At 55.1% G+C, this 17,422-nt stretch carries 11 protein-coding genes; 9 read left to right on the top strand and 2 right to left on the bottom strand.

Features of this window, described 5'->3' with window-relative positions:
* The first annotated feature begins 106 nt into the window (after positions 1-106).
* A complete protein-coding gene (gene yegD, locus HV350_RS09425) occupies positions 107-1,459 on the top strand; it encodes a molecular chaperone (RefSeq protein ID WP_016156931.1) in 1,353 nt (450 codons plus the stop codon).
* 99 nt (positions 1,460-1,558) lie between these two features.
* Here yegD and HV350_RS09420 read toward each other — a convergent pair whose 3' ends face one another.
* Complete coding sequence (locus tag HV350_RS09420; RefSeq protein ID WP_109017525.1) at positions 1,559-1,618, bottom strand: type I toxin-antitoxin system Ibs family toxin; 60 nt, start codon at positions 1,616-1,618, stop codon at positions 1,559-1,561.
* Between the two features lie 279 nt (positions 1,619-1,897).
* Here HV350_RS09420 and HV350_RS09415 point away from each other — a divergent pair, with 279 nt between their 5' ends.
* From HV350_RS09415 to yegQ, 8 genes are all read left to right on the top strand, one after another.
* A complete protein-coding gene (locus HV350_RS09415; RefSeq protein ID WP_047414001.1) occupies positions 1,898-3,145 on the top strand; it encodes an MdtA/MuxA family multidrug efflux RND transporter periplasmic adaptor subunit in 1,248 nt (415 codons plus the stop codon).
* Positions 3,145-6,267, top strand: a complete 3,123-nt coding sequence (locus HV350_RS09410; protein WP_181630322.1) for an MdtB/MuxB family multidrug efflux RND transporter permease subunit — start codon at positions 3,145-3,147, stop codon at positions 6,265-6,267. The genes HV350_RS09415 and HV350_RS09410 overlap by 1 nt, the downstream gene beginning before the upstream one ends.
* Positions 6,268-9,348 carry a multidrug efflux RND transporter permease subunit MdtC gene (gene mdtC, locus HV350_RS09405; RefSeq protein WP_181630321.1) on the top strand — a complete coding sequence of 1,027 codons (3,081 nt, stop codon included), beginning with the start codon at positions 6,268-6,270 and terminating at the stop codon, positions 9,346-9,348. It abuts the gene before it with no gap.
* Positions 9,345-10,757, top strand: a complete 1,413-nt coding sequence (locus HV350_RS09400) for an MFS transporter (protein WP_181630319.1) — start codon at positions 9,345-9,347, stop codon at positions 10,755-10,757. The genes mdtC and HV350_RS09400 overlap by 4 nt, the downstream gene beginning before the upstream one ends.
* Positions 10,757-12,160, top strand: a complete 1,404-nt coding sequence (baeS, locus tag HV350_RS09395) for a two-component system sensor histidine kinase BaeS (protein ID WP_181630318.1) — start codon at positions 10,757-10,759, stop codon at positions 12,158-12,160. Before HV350_RS09400 ends, baeS begins: the two co-directional genes overlap by 1 nt.
* Positions 12,157-12,879 (top strand): two-component system response regulator BaeR, encoded by a 723-nt coding sequence (gene baeR, locus HV350_RS09390; protein ID WP_019077149.1) that lies wholly within the window; start codon positions 12,157-12,159, stop codon positions 12,877-12,879. The genes baeS and baeR overlap by 4 nt, the downstream gene beginning before the upstream one ends.
* A 135-nt stretch (positions 12,880-13,014) precedes the next feature.
* Positions 13,015-13,347, top strand: a complete 333-nt coding sequence (locus HV350_RS09385; protein ID WP_019077150.1) for a YegP family protein — start codon at positions 13,015-13,017, stop codon at positions 13,345-13,347.
* Positions 13,348-13,506: 159 nt separating this feature from the next.
* The gene (gene yegQ, locus HV350_RS09380; RefSeq protein WP_006683890.1) at positions 13,507-14,868 is read left to right on the top strand and encodes a tRNA 5-hydroxyuridine modification protein YegQ; all 1,362 of its coding nucleotides are present in this window, start codon (positions 13,507-13,509) and stop codon (positions 14,866-14,868) included.
* A 257-nt stretch (positions 14,869-15,125) separates the two neighbouring features.
* Here yegQ and clpA read toward each other — a convergent pair whose 3' ends face one another.
* Positions 15,126-17,402 carry an ATP-dependent Clp protease ATP-binding subunit ClpA gene (gene clpA / locus HV350_RS09375; protein WP_016153651.1) on the bottom strand — a complete coding sequence of 759 codons (2,277 nt, stop codon included), beginning with the start codon at positions 17,400-17,402 and terminating at the stop codon, positions 15,126-15,128.
* Positions 17,403-17,422 lie beyond the last annotated feature (20 nt).

The raw sequence follows: 17,422 nt of genomic DNA, 5'->3' as shown, positions 1-17,422 counted from the left end.
ATAAACGGTATTCAATCGATGCGCCTTGCTTTCATATTCCAGTTGTCGGAGCGTCAACATTTCGTTAAAGTCACGCCCCTTCTTCACTGGCATGGGGATTTTTACGGTGTTTATTGGTTTTGACTACGGTACGGCAAACTGTTCAGTGGCCGTTATGCGTGACGGGCAGCCTCACCTGCTCAAAATGGAAAATAACAGCACGCTTCTGCCTTCAATGCTGTGCGCGCCAACTCGCGAAGCGGTCAGCGAGTGGCTGTATCGCCATCACGACATCCCAACCACGGACGACGAAACGCAGGCGCTGCTTCGCCGCGCGATGCGCTATAACCGCGAAGAAGACATCGACGTTAACGCCAACAGCGTGCAGTTCGGTCTGGCATCGCTGGGTCAATATATTGAAGACCCGGAAGAGGTGTATTTCGTTAAATCGCCAAAATCATTTTTGGGTGCCAGCGGTCTGAAGCCGCAGCAGGTTGCGCTGTTTGAAGATCTGGTCTGCGCGATGATGCTGCACATACGCAACCAGGCACAAAATCAGTTGCCGGAAGCCATCACCCAGGCCGTTATTGGTCGTCCCATCAACTTCCAGGGGTTAGGGGGCGATGACGCCAACGCCCAGGCGCAGGGTATTCTTGAACGTGCGGCTAAACGCGCCGGTTTTCAGGATGTCGTCTTCCAGTACGAGCCGGTAGCGGCTGGTCTGGATTACGAAGCCACGCTGCAGGAAGAAAAACGCGTGCTGGTGGTGGATATTGGCGGGGGTACAACCGACTGTTCACTGCTGCTGATGGGGCCGCAATGGCATCAGCGCGCCGATCGCGAAAACAGCCTGCTGGGGCACAGCGGCTGCCGCGTTGGCGGGAACGATCTGGATATTGCGCTGGCGTTTAAACATCTGATGCCGCTGCTCGGTATGGGGGGGGAAACGGAAAAAGGGATCGCCTTACCTATTCTGCCCTGGTGGAACGCGGTCGCGATCAACGATGTTCCCGCGCAAAGTGACTTCTACAGTAGCGCCAACGGTCGCTTGCTCAACGATCTTGTCCGCGACGCGAAAGAAGCCGATAAAGTCGCCCTACTGCTTAAAGTCTGGCGCGAGCGTCTGAGCTATCGCCTGGTGCGCAGCGCAGAAGAGAGCAAAATCGCGCTTTCCGATCAGACCATTGTGACGGCGGCGATACCGTTTATCAGCAACACGCTGGCAACCGATATCAGTCAACACGGGCTGGAAGCTGCGCTCAATCAGCCCCTGGCGCGCATTCTGGAGCAGGTTCAACTGGCGCTGGAAAACGCGCAGGAAAAACCGGACGTGATTTACCTGACCGGCGGTAGCGCGCGTTCGCCGCTGATTAAAAAAGCCCTCGCCCAGCAACTTCCCGGGATTCCGATCGCGGGGGGCGATGATTTCGGTTCCGTTACTGCCGGACTGGCCCGCTGGGCTGACGTTGTTTTCCGCTAAGCGGCTCGCATGCTGAAAAGTACGCGTATTGACATCACCATTGCTGTGGCTTAATTTCAGGAGTGAGGGTTAGGGAGGGCTTCCCCTCCTCCTGGTGTCTTAGTAAGCCGGTAAGCTAATCACTAAGAGTATCACCAGGATGATGACCTGCTTCATCATAACCCTTTCCCTATTTTGGCCCCTTCCTCGGGAGGGGCTTTTCCGTACCAGCGTTCCGCTGAAATCTCTGGCTCTCCTCCTTTTTGCCTTGTCAGCGCTCTAACGCACAATCACGTATTCGCTATTTTCACCACCGATTGTTGCGTAACGCTTCGCAAAGCCGCATCAGCATTCAGACGAATCCCGACAGTGTTTCATAATTCCTCCATTTTTCTCCCTTGTTCGCTGGCTAAACTAGTATCATTCCGCGAATCGTTTCAGGATGAGAAACTTATAACAATGAAAGGCAGTAAAAAATCCCGCTGGGTGATAGCAATCGCGATCGTTGTGGCCACCGTCGCCGCCATCTGGTTCTGGCAAAGCCGTAACGACGCCCAGGAAAACGCACCGGGCGCTACCAAACCAGCGCAGCACACGCCAGGTTCGGGACGGCGTGGAATGCGCTCCGGGCCGTTGGCTCCCGTTCAGGCTGCCACCGCCGCCATGGAAGCCGTTCCGCGTTACCTGACAGGGCTGGGTACCATTACTGCCGCAAATACCGCCACGGTACGTAGCCGGGTGGATGGTCAGCTCATTGCCTTACACTTCGAGGAAGGACAGCAGGTAAAAGCCGGCGACCTGCTGGCAGAGATAGATCCCAGCCAGTTCAAAGTTGCTCTGGCTCAGGCGCAGGGCCAACTGGCCAAAGATAAAGCCACGCTGGCAAATGCCCGTCGCGATCTTGCCCGCTATCAACAGCTGGTGAAAACTAATCTGGTCTCCCGCCAGGAGCTGGATGCCCAGCAGGCGCTGGTAAATGAAACGTTAGGGACAATCAAAGCCGATGAAGCCAGCGTCGCCAGCGCCCAATTGCAGCTTGACTGGAGCCGGATAACCGCGCCTGTAGAGGGGCGTGTCGGTCTGAAGCAGGTCGACGTCGGTAACCAAATTTCCAGCGGCGATACCACCGGAATCGTCGTCATTACGCAAACCCATCCTATCGACCTGATATTCACCTTGCCTGAAAACGACATTGCCACCGTGTTGCGGGCGCAAAAATCGGGGACTCCGTTAAAGGTCGAAGCCTGGGACCGAACCAATTCGCAAAAACTGAGCGAAGGCGTCCTGCTCAGTCTCGACAATCAGATTGATGCCACGACCGGAACCATCAAAGTTAAAGCCCGTTTTGACAATCAGGATGATGCTTTATTCCCTAACCAGTTCGTTAACGCCCGCATGCTGGTCGACACGGAACAAAACGCCGTGGTGATCCCAACGGCCGCCCTGCAGATGGGCAATGAGGGCCATTTTGTCTGGGTGCTGAACAGCGAGAATAAAGTGAGCAAACATCTGGTTAAACCAGGTATTCAGGATAGCCAAAAAGTAGTGATCGCCGCCGGGTTGTCCGCAGGCGATCGGGTCATAACCGACGGTATTGACCGCCTGACGGAAGGCGCAAAAGTAGAAGTCGTAGAGGCGCATGACGCCTCTGCTCAGGATGAGAAAACTGCGCCCCGCGGATACGGCAAAAAAGGAGCTAACTCCTGATGCAGGTGTTACCTCCGCACAACACAGGCGGGCCATCACGCCTGTTTATTCTGCGACCTGTCGCCACCACGCTGCTGATGGTCGCGATTTTGCTTGCCGGTATTATCGGTTATCGTTTCCTGCCGATCGCCGCCTTACCGGAAGTCGATTACCCCACGATTCAGGTCGTTACGCTGTACCCGGGCGCCAGCCCGGACGTCATGACCTCGGCGGTAACCGCGCCGCTTGAGCGTCAGTTCGGACAGATGTCCGGCTTAAAACAGATGTCCTCGCAAAGTTCCGGCGGCGCATCGGTCGTCACGTTGCAGTTTCAACTGACGCTGCCGCTGGATGTTGCCGAGCAGGAAGTTCAGGCTGCGATTAACGCCGCCACCAATTTATTACCGGGCGATCTGCCCAACCCGCCGGTCTACAGCAAGGTAAACCCGGCAGATCCACCGATCATGACGCTGGCGGTCACGTCCAGCGCCATGCCGATGACGCAGGTGGAAGATATGGTCGAAACCCGCGTCGCGCAGAAAATCTCTCAGGTTTCCGGTGTCGGTCTGGTAACACTTTCCGGCGGGCAACGGCCGGCGGTCCGCGTGAAGCTTAACGCACAGGCTATTGCCGCACTCGGTCTGACCAGCGAAACCATCCGTACAGCCATTACCGGGGCTAACGTCAATTCGGCAAAAGGGAGTCTTGATGGACCAACGCGTGCTGTCACCCTTTCCGCCAACGACCAGATGCAGTCCGCAGACGAATATCGCCAGCTCATCGTGGCCTATAAAAACGGTGCGCCGGTTCGTCTGGGCGATGTCGCCACCGTCGAACAAGGGGCAGAAAATAGCTGGCTGGGCGCATGGGCCAATAAGCAACAAGCCATTGTAATGAATGTTCAGCGCCAGCCTGGGGCGAACATCATCTCCACGGCAGACAGTATCCGTCAAATGCTGCCGCAGCTCACCGAAAGCCTGCCCAAATCAGTTAAGGTCAGCGTGCTTTCGGATCGTACGACCAATATTCGTGCGTCCGTTGCAGACACCCAGTTTGAGCTAATGCTGGCGATTGCGCTGGTGGTGATGATCATCTACCTGTTCCTGCGCAATATTCCGGCGACGATTATTCCTGCGGTCGCCGTTCCGCTGTCGCTCATCGGCACCTTCGCGGTGATGGTATTTCTTGATTTCTCCATCAATAACCTGACCCTAATGGCGCTAACCATCGCGACAGGATTCGTAGTGGATGACGCTATCGTGGTTATCGAGAATATTTCTCGCTATATCGAAAAAGGCGAAAAACCGCTGACTGCCGCCCTGAAGGGGGCTGGTGAGATTGGTTTTACCATCATCTCTCTGACATTTTCGCTAATCGCCGTGCTGATCCCGCTGTTGTTTATGGGTGATATCGTTGGCCGATTATTCCGCGAGTTTGCCGTTACGCTGGCCGTGGCAATTCTGATTTCCGCCGTCGTCTCGCTCACCCTCACGCCGATGATGTGCGCGCGCATGCTTAATCAGGCCTCGTTGCGTAAGCAAAACCGCTTCTCCCGCGCCTCGGAGCGTATGTTCGATCGCGTCATTGCCGGGTACGGTCACTGGCTGGCAAAAGTGCTGAACCATCCGTGGCTCACGCTGGGCGTGGCGCTCGGCACGCTGGCACTGAGCGTTATGTTATGGGTCTTTATCCCCAAAGGGTTCTTCCCGATCCAGGACAACGGCATCATCCAGGGTACGCTGCAGGCGCCGCAGTCCAGTTCATTTGCCAGCATGGCCCAGCGCCAGCGCCAGGTTTCCGATGTCATCCTTCGAGATCCGGCGGTAGAGAGCCTGACCGCTTTTGTCGGCGTGGATGGTACTAATCCGGCATTGAACAGCGCGCGTCTGCAAATCAACCTTAAGCCGCTGGACGATCGCGACGATCGCGTGCAGAAAGTGATCGCACGCCTACAGGACGCGGTTGACAGAGTACCCGGCGTTGATCTCTATCTTCAGCCCACCCAGGACCTGACGATTGATACCCAGGTCAGCCGGACGCAATATCAGTTTACGCTGCAAGCAACGTCCCTTGATGCTCTCAGCACCTGGGTTCCACAGCTGTTAGAAAAACTTCACCAGCTACCGCAACTGTCTGATGTCAGTAGCGACTGGCAGGACAAAGGGCTGGTGGCGTATGTGAACGTCAATCGCGATAGCGCCAGCCGTTTAGGCATCAGCATGGCGGATGTCGATAACGCCCTGTACAACGCCTTCGGCCAGCGACTGATTTCAACCATCTACACCCAGGCCAACCAGTATCGCGTCGTGTTGGAACATGACACCAATAGTACGCTGGGACTTGCTGCACTGGACACTATCCGTCTGACCAGCAGCGACGGCGGCGTGGTTCCGCTCAGCGCAATCGCCAGCATTGAACAGCGTTTCGCTCCGCTGTCGATTAACCACCTCGATCAGTTCCCGGTCACCACCATCTCGTTCAACGTACCGGACGGTCATTCGCTGGGCGATGCGGTGCAGGCAATTCTGGATGCCGAAAAAACGCTCAACCTGCCAGCAAATATTACCACCCAGTTCCAGGGCAGTACGCTCGCTTTCCAGGCCGCGCTGGGTAATACCATCTGGTTGATTGTGGCTGCGGTTGTCGCGATGTATATCGTCCTCGGCGTGCTGTATGAGAGCTTTATTCACCCGATTACCATTCTCTCCACGCTACCCACGGCGGGCGTCGGCGCCCTCCTGGCGTTAATGATTGCCGGCAGTGAACTGGACGTCATCGCGATTATCGGCATTATTTTGCTCATCGGTATCGTCAAGAAAAACGCCATCATGATGATCGACTTCGCCCTTGCCGCGGAGCGCGAACAGGGCATGACCCCACGCGACGCTATTTTCCAGGCCTGTCTGCTGCGTTTTCGCCCGATTCTGATGACTACGCTGGCGGCACTGCTCGGCGCGTTGCCGCTGATGTTAAGTACCGGCGTGGGGGCCGAATTACGTCGTCCATTAGGAATTGGTATGGTCGGCGGTCTGCTGGTAAGCCAGGTATTAACCCTGTTTACCACCCCGGTGATTTATCTGCTGTTTGACAGTCTGTCACTGTACGTGAAAAGCCGCTTCCCGCGTCAGGAAGAGGAAGCGTAGATGAAATTTTTCGCGCTTTTCATTCATCGTCCGGTGGCGACCATTCTCATTTCGGTGGCCATCACCCTGTGCGGGATACTGGGCTTTCGTCTGCTGCCGGTAGCTCCGCTGCCGCAGGTGGATTTCCCGGTGATCATGGTCAGCGCATCATTACCCGGCGCCTCCCCTGAAACGATGGCGTCTTCGGTAGCCACCCCGCTGGAGCGCTCACTGGGGCGCATCGCGGGCGTGAACGAAATGACCTCGAGTAGTTCCCTTGGCAGTACGCGCATTATTCTTGAATTCAAATTCGACCGTGACATCAATGGCGCGGCGCGGGATGTTCAGGCCGCGATTAACGCAGCGCAAAGCCTGCTACCCAGCGGCATGCCAAGCCGCCCCACGTACCGCAAAGCCAACCCTTCCGATGCGCCAATCATGATCCTGACGCTCACGTCGGACACCTACTCGCAGGGTGAGCTGTACGATTTCGCATCAACCCAACTAGCACAGACCATCGCGCAAATCGACGGCGTGGGTGACGTCGATGTTGGGGGCAGCTCTCTGCCTGCCGTGCGCGTAGGGCTTAATCCGCAAGCGCTGTTTAATCAGGGCGTGTCGCTGGACGACGTGCGTAGCGCGATTGCTAACGCCAATGTGCGTAAGCCGCAGGGAGCTATCGAGAATGATACCCATCGCTGGCAGGTACAAACCAACGATGAGCTGAAAACCGCCGCCGAGTACCAGCCGATTATCATCCACTACAATAACGGCGCTGCGGTGCGGCTGGGCGATGTTGCGTCTGTGAGCGACTCGGTGCAGGACGTACGTAACGCGGGGATGACCAACGCAAAACCGGCTATCCTGCTGATGATCCGCAAGTTGCCAGAAGCCAATATTATTCAGACGGTAGACAGCATTCGGGCCAAATTACCGGAGTTACAAACGCTGGTCCCGGCCGCCATCGATCTGCAAATTGCCCAGGACCGTTCACCGACCATTCGCGCCTCGCTGGAGGAAGTCGAACAGACGCTGATTATCTCCGTTGCGCTGGTTATCCTGGTGGTCTTTGTTTTCCTGCGCTCCGGGCGCGCGACCCTGATCCCTGCGGTAGCGGTTCCAGTCTCGCTGATCGGTACCTTTGCCGCCATGTATCTGTGCGGATTCAGCCTGAACAACCTGTCATTAATGGCGTTGACCATTGCCACGGGATTTGTCGTTGATGACGCAATCGTGGTGCTGGAAAATATTGCCCGCCACCTGGAAGCGGGAATGAAGCCACTGCAGGCGGCGCTACAAGGTACGCGCGAAGTGGGATTCACGGTGCTCTCAATGAGCCTGTCGCTGGTAGCGGTGTTCCTCCCGCTGCTGTTAATGGGCGGATTGCCTGGGCGCTTGCTGCGCGAATTTGCCGTCACGCTGTCAGTTGCTATCGGTATCTCGCTGCTGGTGTCGCTGACATTAACGCCAATGATGTGTGGCTGGATGCTCAAATCCAGCGCCCCGCGTGAACAGTCTCGTAAACGGGGTTTTGGTCGTGTGCTGGTGGCACTGCAACAGAGTTACGGCACTTCGCTTAAATGGGTGCTGCGCCATACGCGACTGGTAGGCGTGGTGTTACTTGGCACCATTGCGCTGAATATCTGGCTTTATATTTCCATCCCCAAAACCTTCTTCCCGGAGCAGGATACGGGCGTGTTGATGGGGGGGATTCAGGCCGACCAGAGCATCTCTTTCCAGGCGATGCGCGGCAAACTGCAGGACTTTATGAAGATCATCCGCGACGACCCGGCGGTGAATAACGTCACCGGTTTCACCGGCGGTTCCCGGGTTAACAGCGGGATGATGTTTATCACCCTCAAGCCACGCGATGAGCGCGGTGAAACCGCTCAGCAGGTGATCGACCGCCTGCGCGTCGCGCTTGCAAAAGAGCCTGGCGCGAATCTGTTTCTGATGGCGGTGCAGGATATTCGCGTCGGCGGTCGCCAGGCCAATGCCAGCTATCAATACACATTGCTTTCCGACGATCTGGCGGCACTGCGCGAGTGGGAACCGAAGATCCGTAAGGCGCTTGCCGCCCTGCCCCAACTGGCGGATGTCAACTCCGATCAGCAGGACAATGGCGCGGAAATGAACCTGGTCTACGATCGCGACACCATGTCTCGTCTGGGGATCGACGTTGCAGCCGCTAACAGCCTGTTGAACAACGCTTTTGGACAACGGCAAATTTCAACTATTTATCAACCGATGAATCAGTACAAAGTGGTGATGGAGGTCGATCGACGTTACACCCAGGACATCAGCGCGCTGGATAAAATGTTCGTCATCAACAATGACGGTAAGGCAATCCCGCTATCGTACTTTGCCAAATGGCAACCGGCGAATGCCCCGCTGTCGGTAAACCATCAGGGCTTGTCCGCTGCCTCAACCGTGTCGTTTAACCTGCCAACAGGTTCTTCACTGTCTGAGGCGACAGAGGCTATCAACAGAGCCATGACCCAGCTCGGCGTCCCCTCCACGGTTCGCGGTAGCTTTGCCGGCACGGCACAGGTATTTCAGGACACCATGAACTCACAGGTGATCCTGATTATCGCCGCCATCGCCACGGTCTATATCGTTCTGGGTATGCTGTATGAAAGCTATGTTCATCCCCTGACCATTCTCTCCACGCTACCTTCAGCTGGCGTCGGGGCTTTGCTGGCGCTGGAGCTGTTCAATGCCCCGTTCAGCCTAATCGCCCTGATAGGGATAATGCTATTAATTGGCATTGTGAAGAAAAATGCCATCATGATGGTCGATTTTGCGCTGGAAGCGCAGAGAAACGGCAAGCTGCAGCCGGAAGAAGCCATTTTCCAGGCCTGCCTGCTGCGCTTTCGCCCAATCATGATGACCACGCTGGCGGCGTTGTTTGGCGCGCTGCCGCTGGTGTTATCCGCCGGGGATGGCTCCGAACTACGTCAACCTTTGGGGATAACCATTGTCGGCGGGCTGGTCGTGAGTCAACTCCTGACGCTGTACACCACGCCCGTGGTCTATCTCTTTTTCGACCGTCTGCGTCTGCGTTTTTCGCGTAAAAACAGCAAACCGGTAGCAGAGTTATGACAGAACTTCCCGACAGCACCCGCTGGCAACTTTGGATTGTGGCATTCGGCTTTTTTATGCAGTCGCTGGATACCACCATCGTGAATACTGCGCTTCCCTCGATGGCGGCAAGCCTCGGGGAAAGCCCGTTACACATGCATATGGTCATTGTGTCATATGTTTTAACCGTTGCCGTGATGCTGCCCGCCAGCGGATGGCTGGCGGACAAAGTTGGCGTGCGTAATATCTTCTTCACCGCCATCATCCTGTTTACGCTTGGCTCGCTGTTTTGCGCCGGGTCCAGCACACTCAACGAGCTGGTGTTGGCGCGCGTCTTACAAGGCGTTGGCGGTGCGATGATGGTGCCGGTCGGCAGGCTAACGGTGATGAAAATCGTCCCGCGTGAGCAATATATGGCGGCGATGACGTTTGTCACATTGCCCGGTCAGATTGGCCCGCTACTGGGACCGGCATTAGGCGGTATTCTGGTTGAGTACGCCTCCTGGCACTGGATATTTTTGATTAACATTCCGGTTGGCATTGTCGGCGCGATAGCGACGTTAATGCTGATGCCCAACTACACCATGCAAACCCGACGCTTCGATCTCTCCGGATTTGCGATGCTGGCAGTCGGCATGGCGGTACTGACGCTGGCGCTTGATGGCAGTAAAGGAACCGGCATCTCCAGTATCTCGCTGGCAGCGTTGGTTATCTGCGGAGTGCTGGCTATTGCGCTGTATCTGAAACACGCCCATCGTAATCCACGCGCGCTGTTCAGCCTGAATCTGTTTCGCACACCGACCTTCTCGCTGGGTCTTTTCGGCAGTTTTGCCGGACGCATCGGTAGCGGTATGCTGCCGTTTATGACGCCGGTGTTTTTACAAATAGGCCTCGGTTTTTCGCCCTTTCATGCCGGGCTGATGATGATCCCGATGGTGCTCGGCAGTATGGGCATGAAGCGCATTGTGGTGCAGGTCGTTAACCGCTTTGGCTACCGTCGCGTACTGGCCGCTACAACGCTTGGCCTGTCGCTGGTCAGTCTGCTGCTGATGACCACCGCGCTGCTCGGCTGGTATTACGCCCTGCCCTTCGTACTGTTCTTACAGGGAATGGTCAACTCAACGCGCTTTTCATCCATGAACACCCTGACGTTAAAAGACCTGCCTGACGATCTCGCCAGCAGTGGTAACAGCCTGCTGTCAATGATCATGCAGCTGTCGATGAGTATCGGGGTGACCATCGCGGGACTGCTGCTAGGCATGTTCGGTCAGCAGCATAGCGTCATCGACAGCGGAAGTACGCATACCGTCTTTATGTATACCTGGCTGTGCATCGCATTCATTATCGCGCTGCCTGCCATTATTTTTGCCCGCGTGCCGAACGACACGCAAACCAACGCGGTGATTTCACGGCGCAAAAGGAGCACCTGATGAAGTTCTGGCGGCCCGGTATCACCGGCAAACTGTTTCTGGCGATTTTCGCCACCTGCATCGTATTGCTGATCAGCATGCACTGGGCCGTACGCATAAGCTTCGAACGCGGTTTTATTGACTATATCAAGCACGGTAACGAACAGCGGCTGCAAATGCTCAGCGACGCATTAAGCGAGCAGTATGAACAGCACGGCAACTGGCGATTCTTACGCAATAACGATCGGTTTGTTTTTCAGATCCTGCGCTCTTTTGAACACGACAACGACGATGATAAACCCGGCCCCGGCATGCCGCCGCACGGCTGGCGTACGCAGTTTTGGGTTGTCGACCAAAATGCCCGCGTGCTGGTCGGTCCGCGTGCTCCGGTCCCCCGTGACGGTATGCGCCATCCGATCCGCGTCAACGGTAGCGAAGTCGGTGCCGTGATTGCCTCTCCCGTGGAACGCTTAACGCGCAATACGGATATCAATTTCGACATGCAGCAAAGGCGTTCCAGTTGGCTCATCGTCGCGCTCTCCACGATCCTGGCGGCGCTGGCAACGTTTACGCTGGCGCGCAGTCTGCTGGCCCCGGTCAAGCGGTTGGTAGAAGGCACGCACAAACTGGCGGCTGGCGATTTCACCACTCGCGTTGCGCCGACCAGTACGGATGAACTGGGCAAGCTGGCGCAGGACTTCAACCAGCTTGCCAGTACGCTGGAAAAAAACCAGCAGATGCGGCGTGACTTTATGGCCGATATTTCTCACGAACTGCGTACGCCGTTAGCGGTGTTGCGCGGTGAACTGGAAGCCATTCAGGATGGCGTACGCCAGTTCACCCCTGATTCCGTTACCTCTTTGCAAGCTGAAGTGGGTACGCTCACCAAGCTGGTGGACGATCTGCATCAGCTCTCCATGTCCGATGAAGGCGCACTGGCCTACCAGAAAATATCGCTGGATCTCATCCCGCTGTTGGAAGTGGCAAGTGGCGCATTTCGTGAACGCTTTGCCAGCCGTGGACTGACGATACAACTTTCACTCCCGGACAGCATGACGGTATTTGGCGACAGGGATCGTCTGATGCAGTTGTTCAACAATCTGTTGGAAAACAGTCTGCGCTACACCGACAGCGGCGGCGGGCTGCACATCAGCGCCGAACAACGCGAGCGTATGGTTTTATTAACCTTCGCTGATTCCGCTCCCGGCGTAAGTGACGACCAGTTACAGAAGCTGTTTGAACGATTTTATCGAACCGAAGGCTCGCGTAACCGTGCCAGCGGTGGTTCCGGGCTGGGGCTGGCAATTTGCGTCAATATCGTACAGGCGCATAATGGTCTGATTCGCGCCGCCCATTCGCCTTTTGGCGGGGTTAGCATTACAGTAACATTACCGCTGGAACGCGATTTACAGAGAGATGTATGACTGAGTTACCCATTGATGAAAACACGCCGCGTATTCTGATCGTGGAAGACGAGCCCAAGCTGGGGCAACTGCTTATCGACTACCTGCGCGCGGCAAGCTACGCTCCTACGCTCATCAGCCACGGCGATCTGGTTCTTCCTTACGTGCGTCAGACGCCGCCCGACCTGATCTTGTTGGATCTGATGCTGCCTGGTACCGACGGCCTGACTCTGTGCCGGGAAATCCGCCGATTCTCTGAAGTCCCCATCATGATGGTAACCGCCAAGATAGAAGAAATTGATCGCCTGCTGGGGCTGGAGATCGGTGCGGATGATTATATTTGCAAACCCTACAGCCCGCGTGAAGTTGTTGCTCGCGTGAAGACGATTCTGCGCCGTTGCAAGCCGCAGCGCGAACTGCAACAGATGGATGCTGACAGCCCGTTGATCGTCGATGAAGGTCGTTTTCAGGCGTCCTGGCGTGGGAAAATGCTCGACTTAACGCCTGCTGAATTTCGCTTACTCAAAACGCTGTCGCATGAACCGGGAAAAGTGTTCTCCCGTGAACAGTTGCTCAATCATCTCTATGACGATTACCGTGTCGTTACCGACCGAACCATCGACAGCCATATTAAGAACCTGCGACGCAAGCTGGAATCGCTGGATGCGGAGCAGTCGTTTATCCGCGCGGTCTATGGCGTAGGGTATCGCTGGGAAGCCGACGCCTGTCGGATTGCGTAAACACTCCCGTCCTGCAGGACTCCGCGGCTTCGTGGAGTTCTGTTGACTAGCAACTCTCCAAATATCGCTCATACTCTTTGTGGCAACACTGTCGTCAATAACTGTTTGATATAAAACTTTAATCAAGGAGTTCATATGGCTGGTTGGTTTGAATTAAGCAAGAGTAGCGATGATCAGTACCGCTTTGTTCTTAAGGCTGGAAACGGGGAAACTATCCTTACCAGTGAGCTTTACACGACAAAAGGCGCGGCAGAAAAAGGGATCGCATCTGTCCAGGCTAACAGCCCTCTGGCCGAGCGTTACGAGAAAAAAACGGCAGCTAATGGAAAATTGCATTTCAATCTGAAAGCAGCAAACCACCAGATTATTGGTAGCAGTCAACTGTATGCGAATGAACAGTCGCGCGAGACCGGTATTGCTTCAGTTAAGACCAATGGTGTAACTCAGACGATAAAAGATAAAACCTGATAATGACTCGCTCAGCCGGGTAACGCCACGCTGTCGCCCGGCGTTTTTCTTTACCTGTCTTCCCCGCAGCGCTACAATGCCCGCCCTTAATATGGGGGCACTCCCCTAACCGCCTCATTGAGTGAGGCGAGTCTGACCTGTCATCAGAACGAGAAAATTATGTTTAAACCGGAACTCCTTTCCCCGGCGGGAACGCTGAAAAACATGCGTTACGCTTTCGCCTATGGCGCAGACGCTGTATATGCGGGCCAGCCGCGTTACTCACTGCGCGTACGCAACAACGAATTCAATCACGAAAACCTGCAGCTAGGCATTAATGAAGCCCATGAACTGGGTAAAAAATTCTATGTGGTGGTTAATATTGCCCCGCATAACGCCAAGCTGAAGACCTTCATTCGTGACCTGAAACCGGTGGTGGAAATGGGACCGGATGCACTGATCATGTCCGACCCCGGTCTGATTATGTTGGTGCGCGAAAACTTCCCTGACATGGACATTCACCTTTCAGTACAGGCTAACGCCGTAAACTGGGCGACGGTGAAATTCTGGAAGCAGATGGGATTGACCCGTGTGATCCTGTCCCGCGAACTGTCGTTGGAAGAAATTGAAGAGATCCGCACCCAGGTGCCGGATATGGAAATTGAGATCTTTGTTCACGGCGCGCTGTGCATGGCTTACTCCGGCCGCTGCCTGCTCTCTGGCTACATCAACAAGCGTGACCCAAATCAGGGTACCTGTACCAATGCCTGCCGCTGGGAATACAACGTGCAGGAAGGCAAAGAAGACGTGGTGGGCAATATCGTGCATAAGTACGAGCCTATCCCGGTACAAAATGTTGAGCCGACGCTGGGTATTGGCGCGCCGACTGACAAAGTCTTTATGATCGAAGAAGCCCAGCGTCCGGGTGAGTACATGACCGCGTTTGAAGACGAACACGGCACTTACATCATGAACTCGAAGGATTTGCGTGCCATTGCCCACGTTGAGCGCCTGACTCAGATGGGCGTGCATTCGCTGAAAATTGAAGGCCGTACTAAATCATACTATTACTGTGCACGTACCGCGCAGGTTTATCGCAAGGCCATTGATGATGCCGCTGCCGGGAAACCGTTCGACCCGCAACTGCTGGAAACGCTGGAAGGTCTGGCGCATCGCGGTTACACCGAGGGGTTCCTGCGCCGCCATACGCATGACGACTATCAGAACTACGAATACGGCTTCTCTGTTTCCGAGCGTCAGCAGTTTGTCGGCGAATTCACTGGCGAACGTAAAGGTGAACTGGCGGCTGTGCTGGTGAAAAATAAATTCACCGTCGGCGACAGCCTGGAGCTGATGACCCCACAGGGCAACATCAACTTTACCCTCGAACAGATGGAAAACGCGAAAGGCGAAGCGATGCCGGTTGCGCCGGGCGATGGTTACACCGTGTGGATGCCTGTACCGGAGGATATCGATCTGAATTATGCATTGTTGATGCGTAATTTTGCCGGTGAGTCCACGCGCAACCCACATGCTAAGTAGTTAATTACGGTTATTTTTCAGCGTTCGGAAGATTCTTAGAAATCGATCACATACCGCTTCGTTCATTAAGGGTATTATCCCATCCGCTGAAAAACATAACCCATAAATGCTAGCTGTACCAGGAACCACCTCCTTAGCCTGCGTAATCTCCCTTACGCAGGCTTATTTTTTGCCTGCCGTTTACCCCCCTATTCAAATCACGACTTTCAGGCGAAAAAAAACCGGGCATTACGCCCGGTTCATTAGGTGATTAGATATTAATGTGCTGCTTCTGGCTTGTGCTTTTGCGCACTCTGGAAACCATAAGTCAGCTCATTTTTCTCTTTATCCAGCGCAACGGTCACCTGACCGCCATCCACAAGCGAGCCGAACAGCAGTTCGTTAGCCAATGGTTTTTTCAGGTTATCCTGGACAACGCGCGTCATCGGGCGTGCGCCCATTGCGCGGTCATAGCCCTTCTCAGCCAGCCAGTCGCGGGCTTCCTGACTCACTTCCAGAGAGACACCTTTCTGATCCAACTGAACCTGAAGTTCGACGATAAACTTATCAACAACCTGATGAATCACCTCAGTAGAGAGATGATCGAACCAGATAATGTTGTCGAGACGGTTACGGAATTCCGGCGTAAACACTTTTTTGATTTCGCCCATCGCATCAGTACTGTTGTCCTGATGAATCAGCCCAATCGATTTACGCTCGGTTTCACGCACGCCGGCGTTAGTGGTCATGACCAGCACCACGTTGCGGAAATCCGCTTTACGCCCGTTATTGTCGGTCAGCGTACCGTTATCCATCACCTGCAGCAGCAGGTTAAAGACGTCCGGATGCGCTTTTTCGATTTCATCCAGCAGCAGTACCGCATGCGGATGTTTAATGACAGCATCCGTCAGCAAACCGCCCTGGTCGAAACCGACATATCCCGGAGGCGCACCAATCAGGCGGCTGACGGTGTGACGTTCCATATACTCGGACATATCAAACCGCAGCAGCTCAATACCCAGCGCTTTGGACAACTGCACCGTGACTTCGGTCTTACCTACACCAGTCGGTCCGGCAAACAGGAACGAACCGACAGGTTTATGCTCGTGTCCCAGACCAGCACGGCTCATTTTGATCGCTTCAGTCAGCGCCTCAATGGCTTTATCCTGTCCGAATACCAGCATTTTCAGACGATTGCCCAGGTTTTTCAGCGTATCGCGATCGCTCTGCGAAACGCTCTTCTCCGGGATCCGCGCAATGCGGGCCACGACGGACTCGATATCCGCCACGTTGACGGTTTTCTTGCGCTTGCTGACCGGCATCAGACGCGCCCGCGCGCCCGCCTCATCGATCACGTCAATCGCTTTGTCCGGCAGATGACGATCGTTAATGTATTTCACCGCCAGTTCGACCGCTGCACGCACCGCTTTGGCGGTGTAGCGAACGTCATGGTGCGCTTCGTATTTCGGCTTCAGACCGTTGATGATCTGCACGGTCTCTTCTACCGACGGCTCAGTGATATCGATTTTCTGGAAACGGCGTGCTAGCGCGCGGTCCTTTTCAAAGATATTGCTGAATTCCTGATAGGTTGTGGAGCCTATCACACGGATTTTACCGCTGGAGAGCAACGGTTTGATCAGATTAGCCGCATCCACCTGGCCGCCCGATGCCGCACCCGCGCCGATAATGGTGTGGATCTCATCGATAAACAGAATGCTGTTAGTATCCTGTTCCAGTTGTTTCAGCAGCGCCTTAAAGCGTTTTTCAAAATCGCCACGGTATTTGGTACCCGCCAGCAGCGAGCCGATATCCAGAGAGTAAAGGGTACAATCAGCCATCACTTCCGGCACGTCGCCCTGGACGATACGCCAGGCGAGGCCTTCCGCAATAGCGGTTTTACCGACGCCAGACTCACCCACCAGCAGCGGGTTATTTTTTCGACGACGGCACAGTACCTGAATGGCGCGTTCCAGCTCTTTGTCCCGGCCAATGAGCGGATCAATTCCGCCCACACGGGCAAGCTGGTTAAGGTTAGTCGTGAAGTTCTCCATACGGTCCTCCCCGCCAGCTTGCTCTTCGTTATTCGGCTGATTACCAGAGTCAGAGGACTGACTTGGTTCGTCTTTGCGCGTGCCATGAGAAATAAAATTCACCACATCAAGGCGACTCACTTCATGCTTACGCAGCAGATAAGCCGCCTGAGATTCCTGCTCGCTGAAGATGGCGACCAGCACATTAGCACCGGTAACTTCATTGCGTCCGGAGGACTGAACATGAAAGACCGCGCGTTGCAACACACGCTGAAAACTCAACGTGGGCTGCGTGTCGCGCTCTTCTTCACTGGCAGGCAATACGGGTGTGGTTTGTTCAATGAAGGCTTCGAGTTCCTGACGCAGAGCCACCAGATCCACGGAACACGCTTCCAGCGCTTCGCGGGCCGATGGGTTACTGAGCAATGCCAGTAGCAAGTGCTCGACGGTCATAAACTCATGTCGGTGCTCGCGCGCTCTGGCGAAAGCCATGTTTAAACTGAGCTCCAGTTCTTGATTGAGCATAGGCACCTCCCCCAATATTT

This window comes from Citrobacter sp. RHBSTW-01013, assembly GCF_013781985.1.
In the GTDB taxonomy this organism is placed as follows: domain Bacteria; phylum Pseudomonadota; class Gammaproteobacteria; order Enterobacterales; family Enterobacteriaceae; genus Citrobacter; species Citrobacter braakii.
The sequence above is the reverse complement of the archived record's forward strand: the minus strand, read 5'-3'. Positions and strand labels throughout refer to the sequence as shown.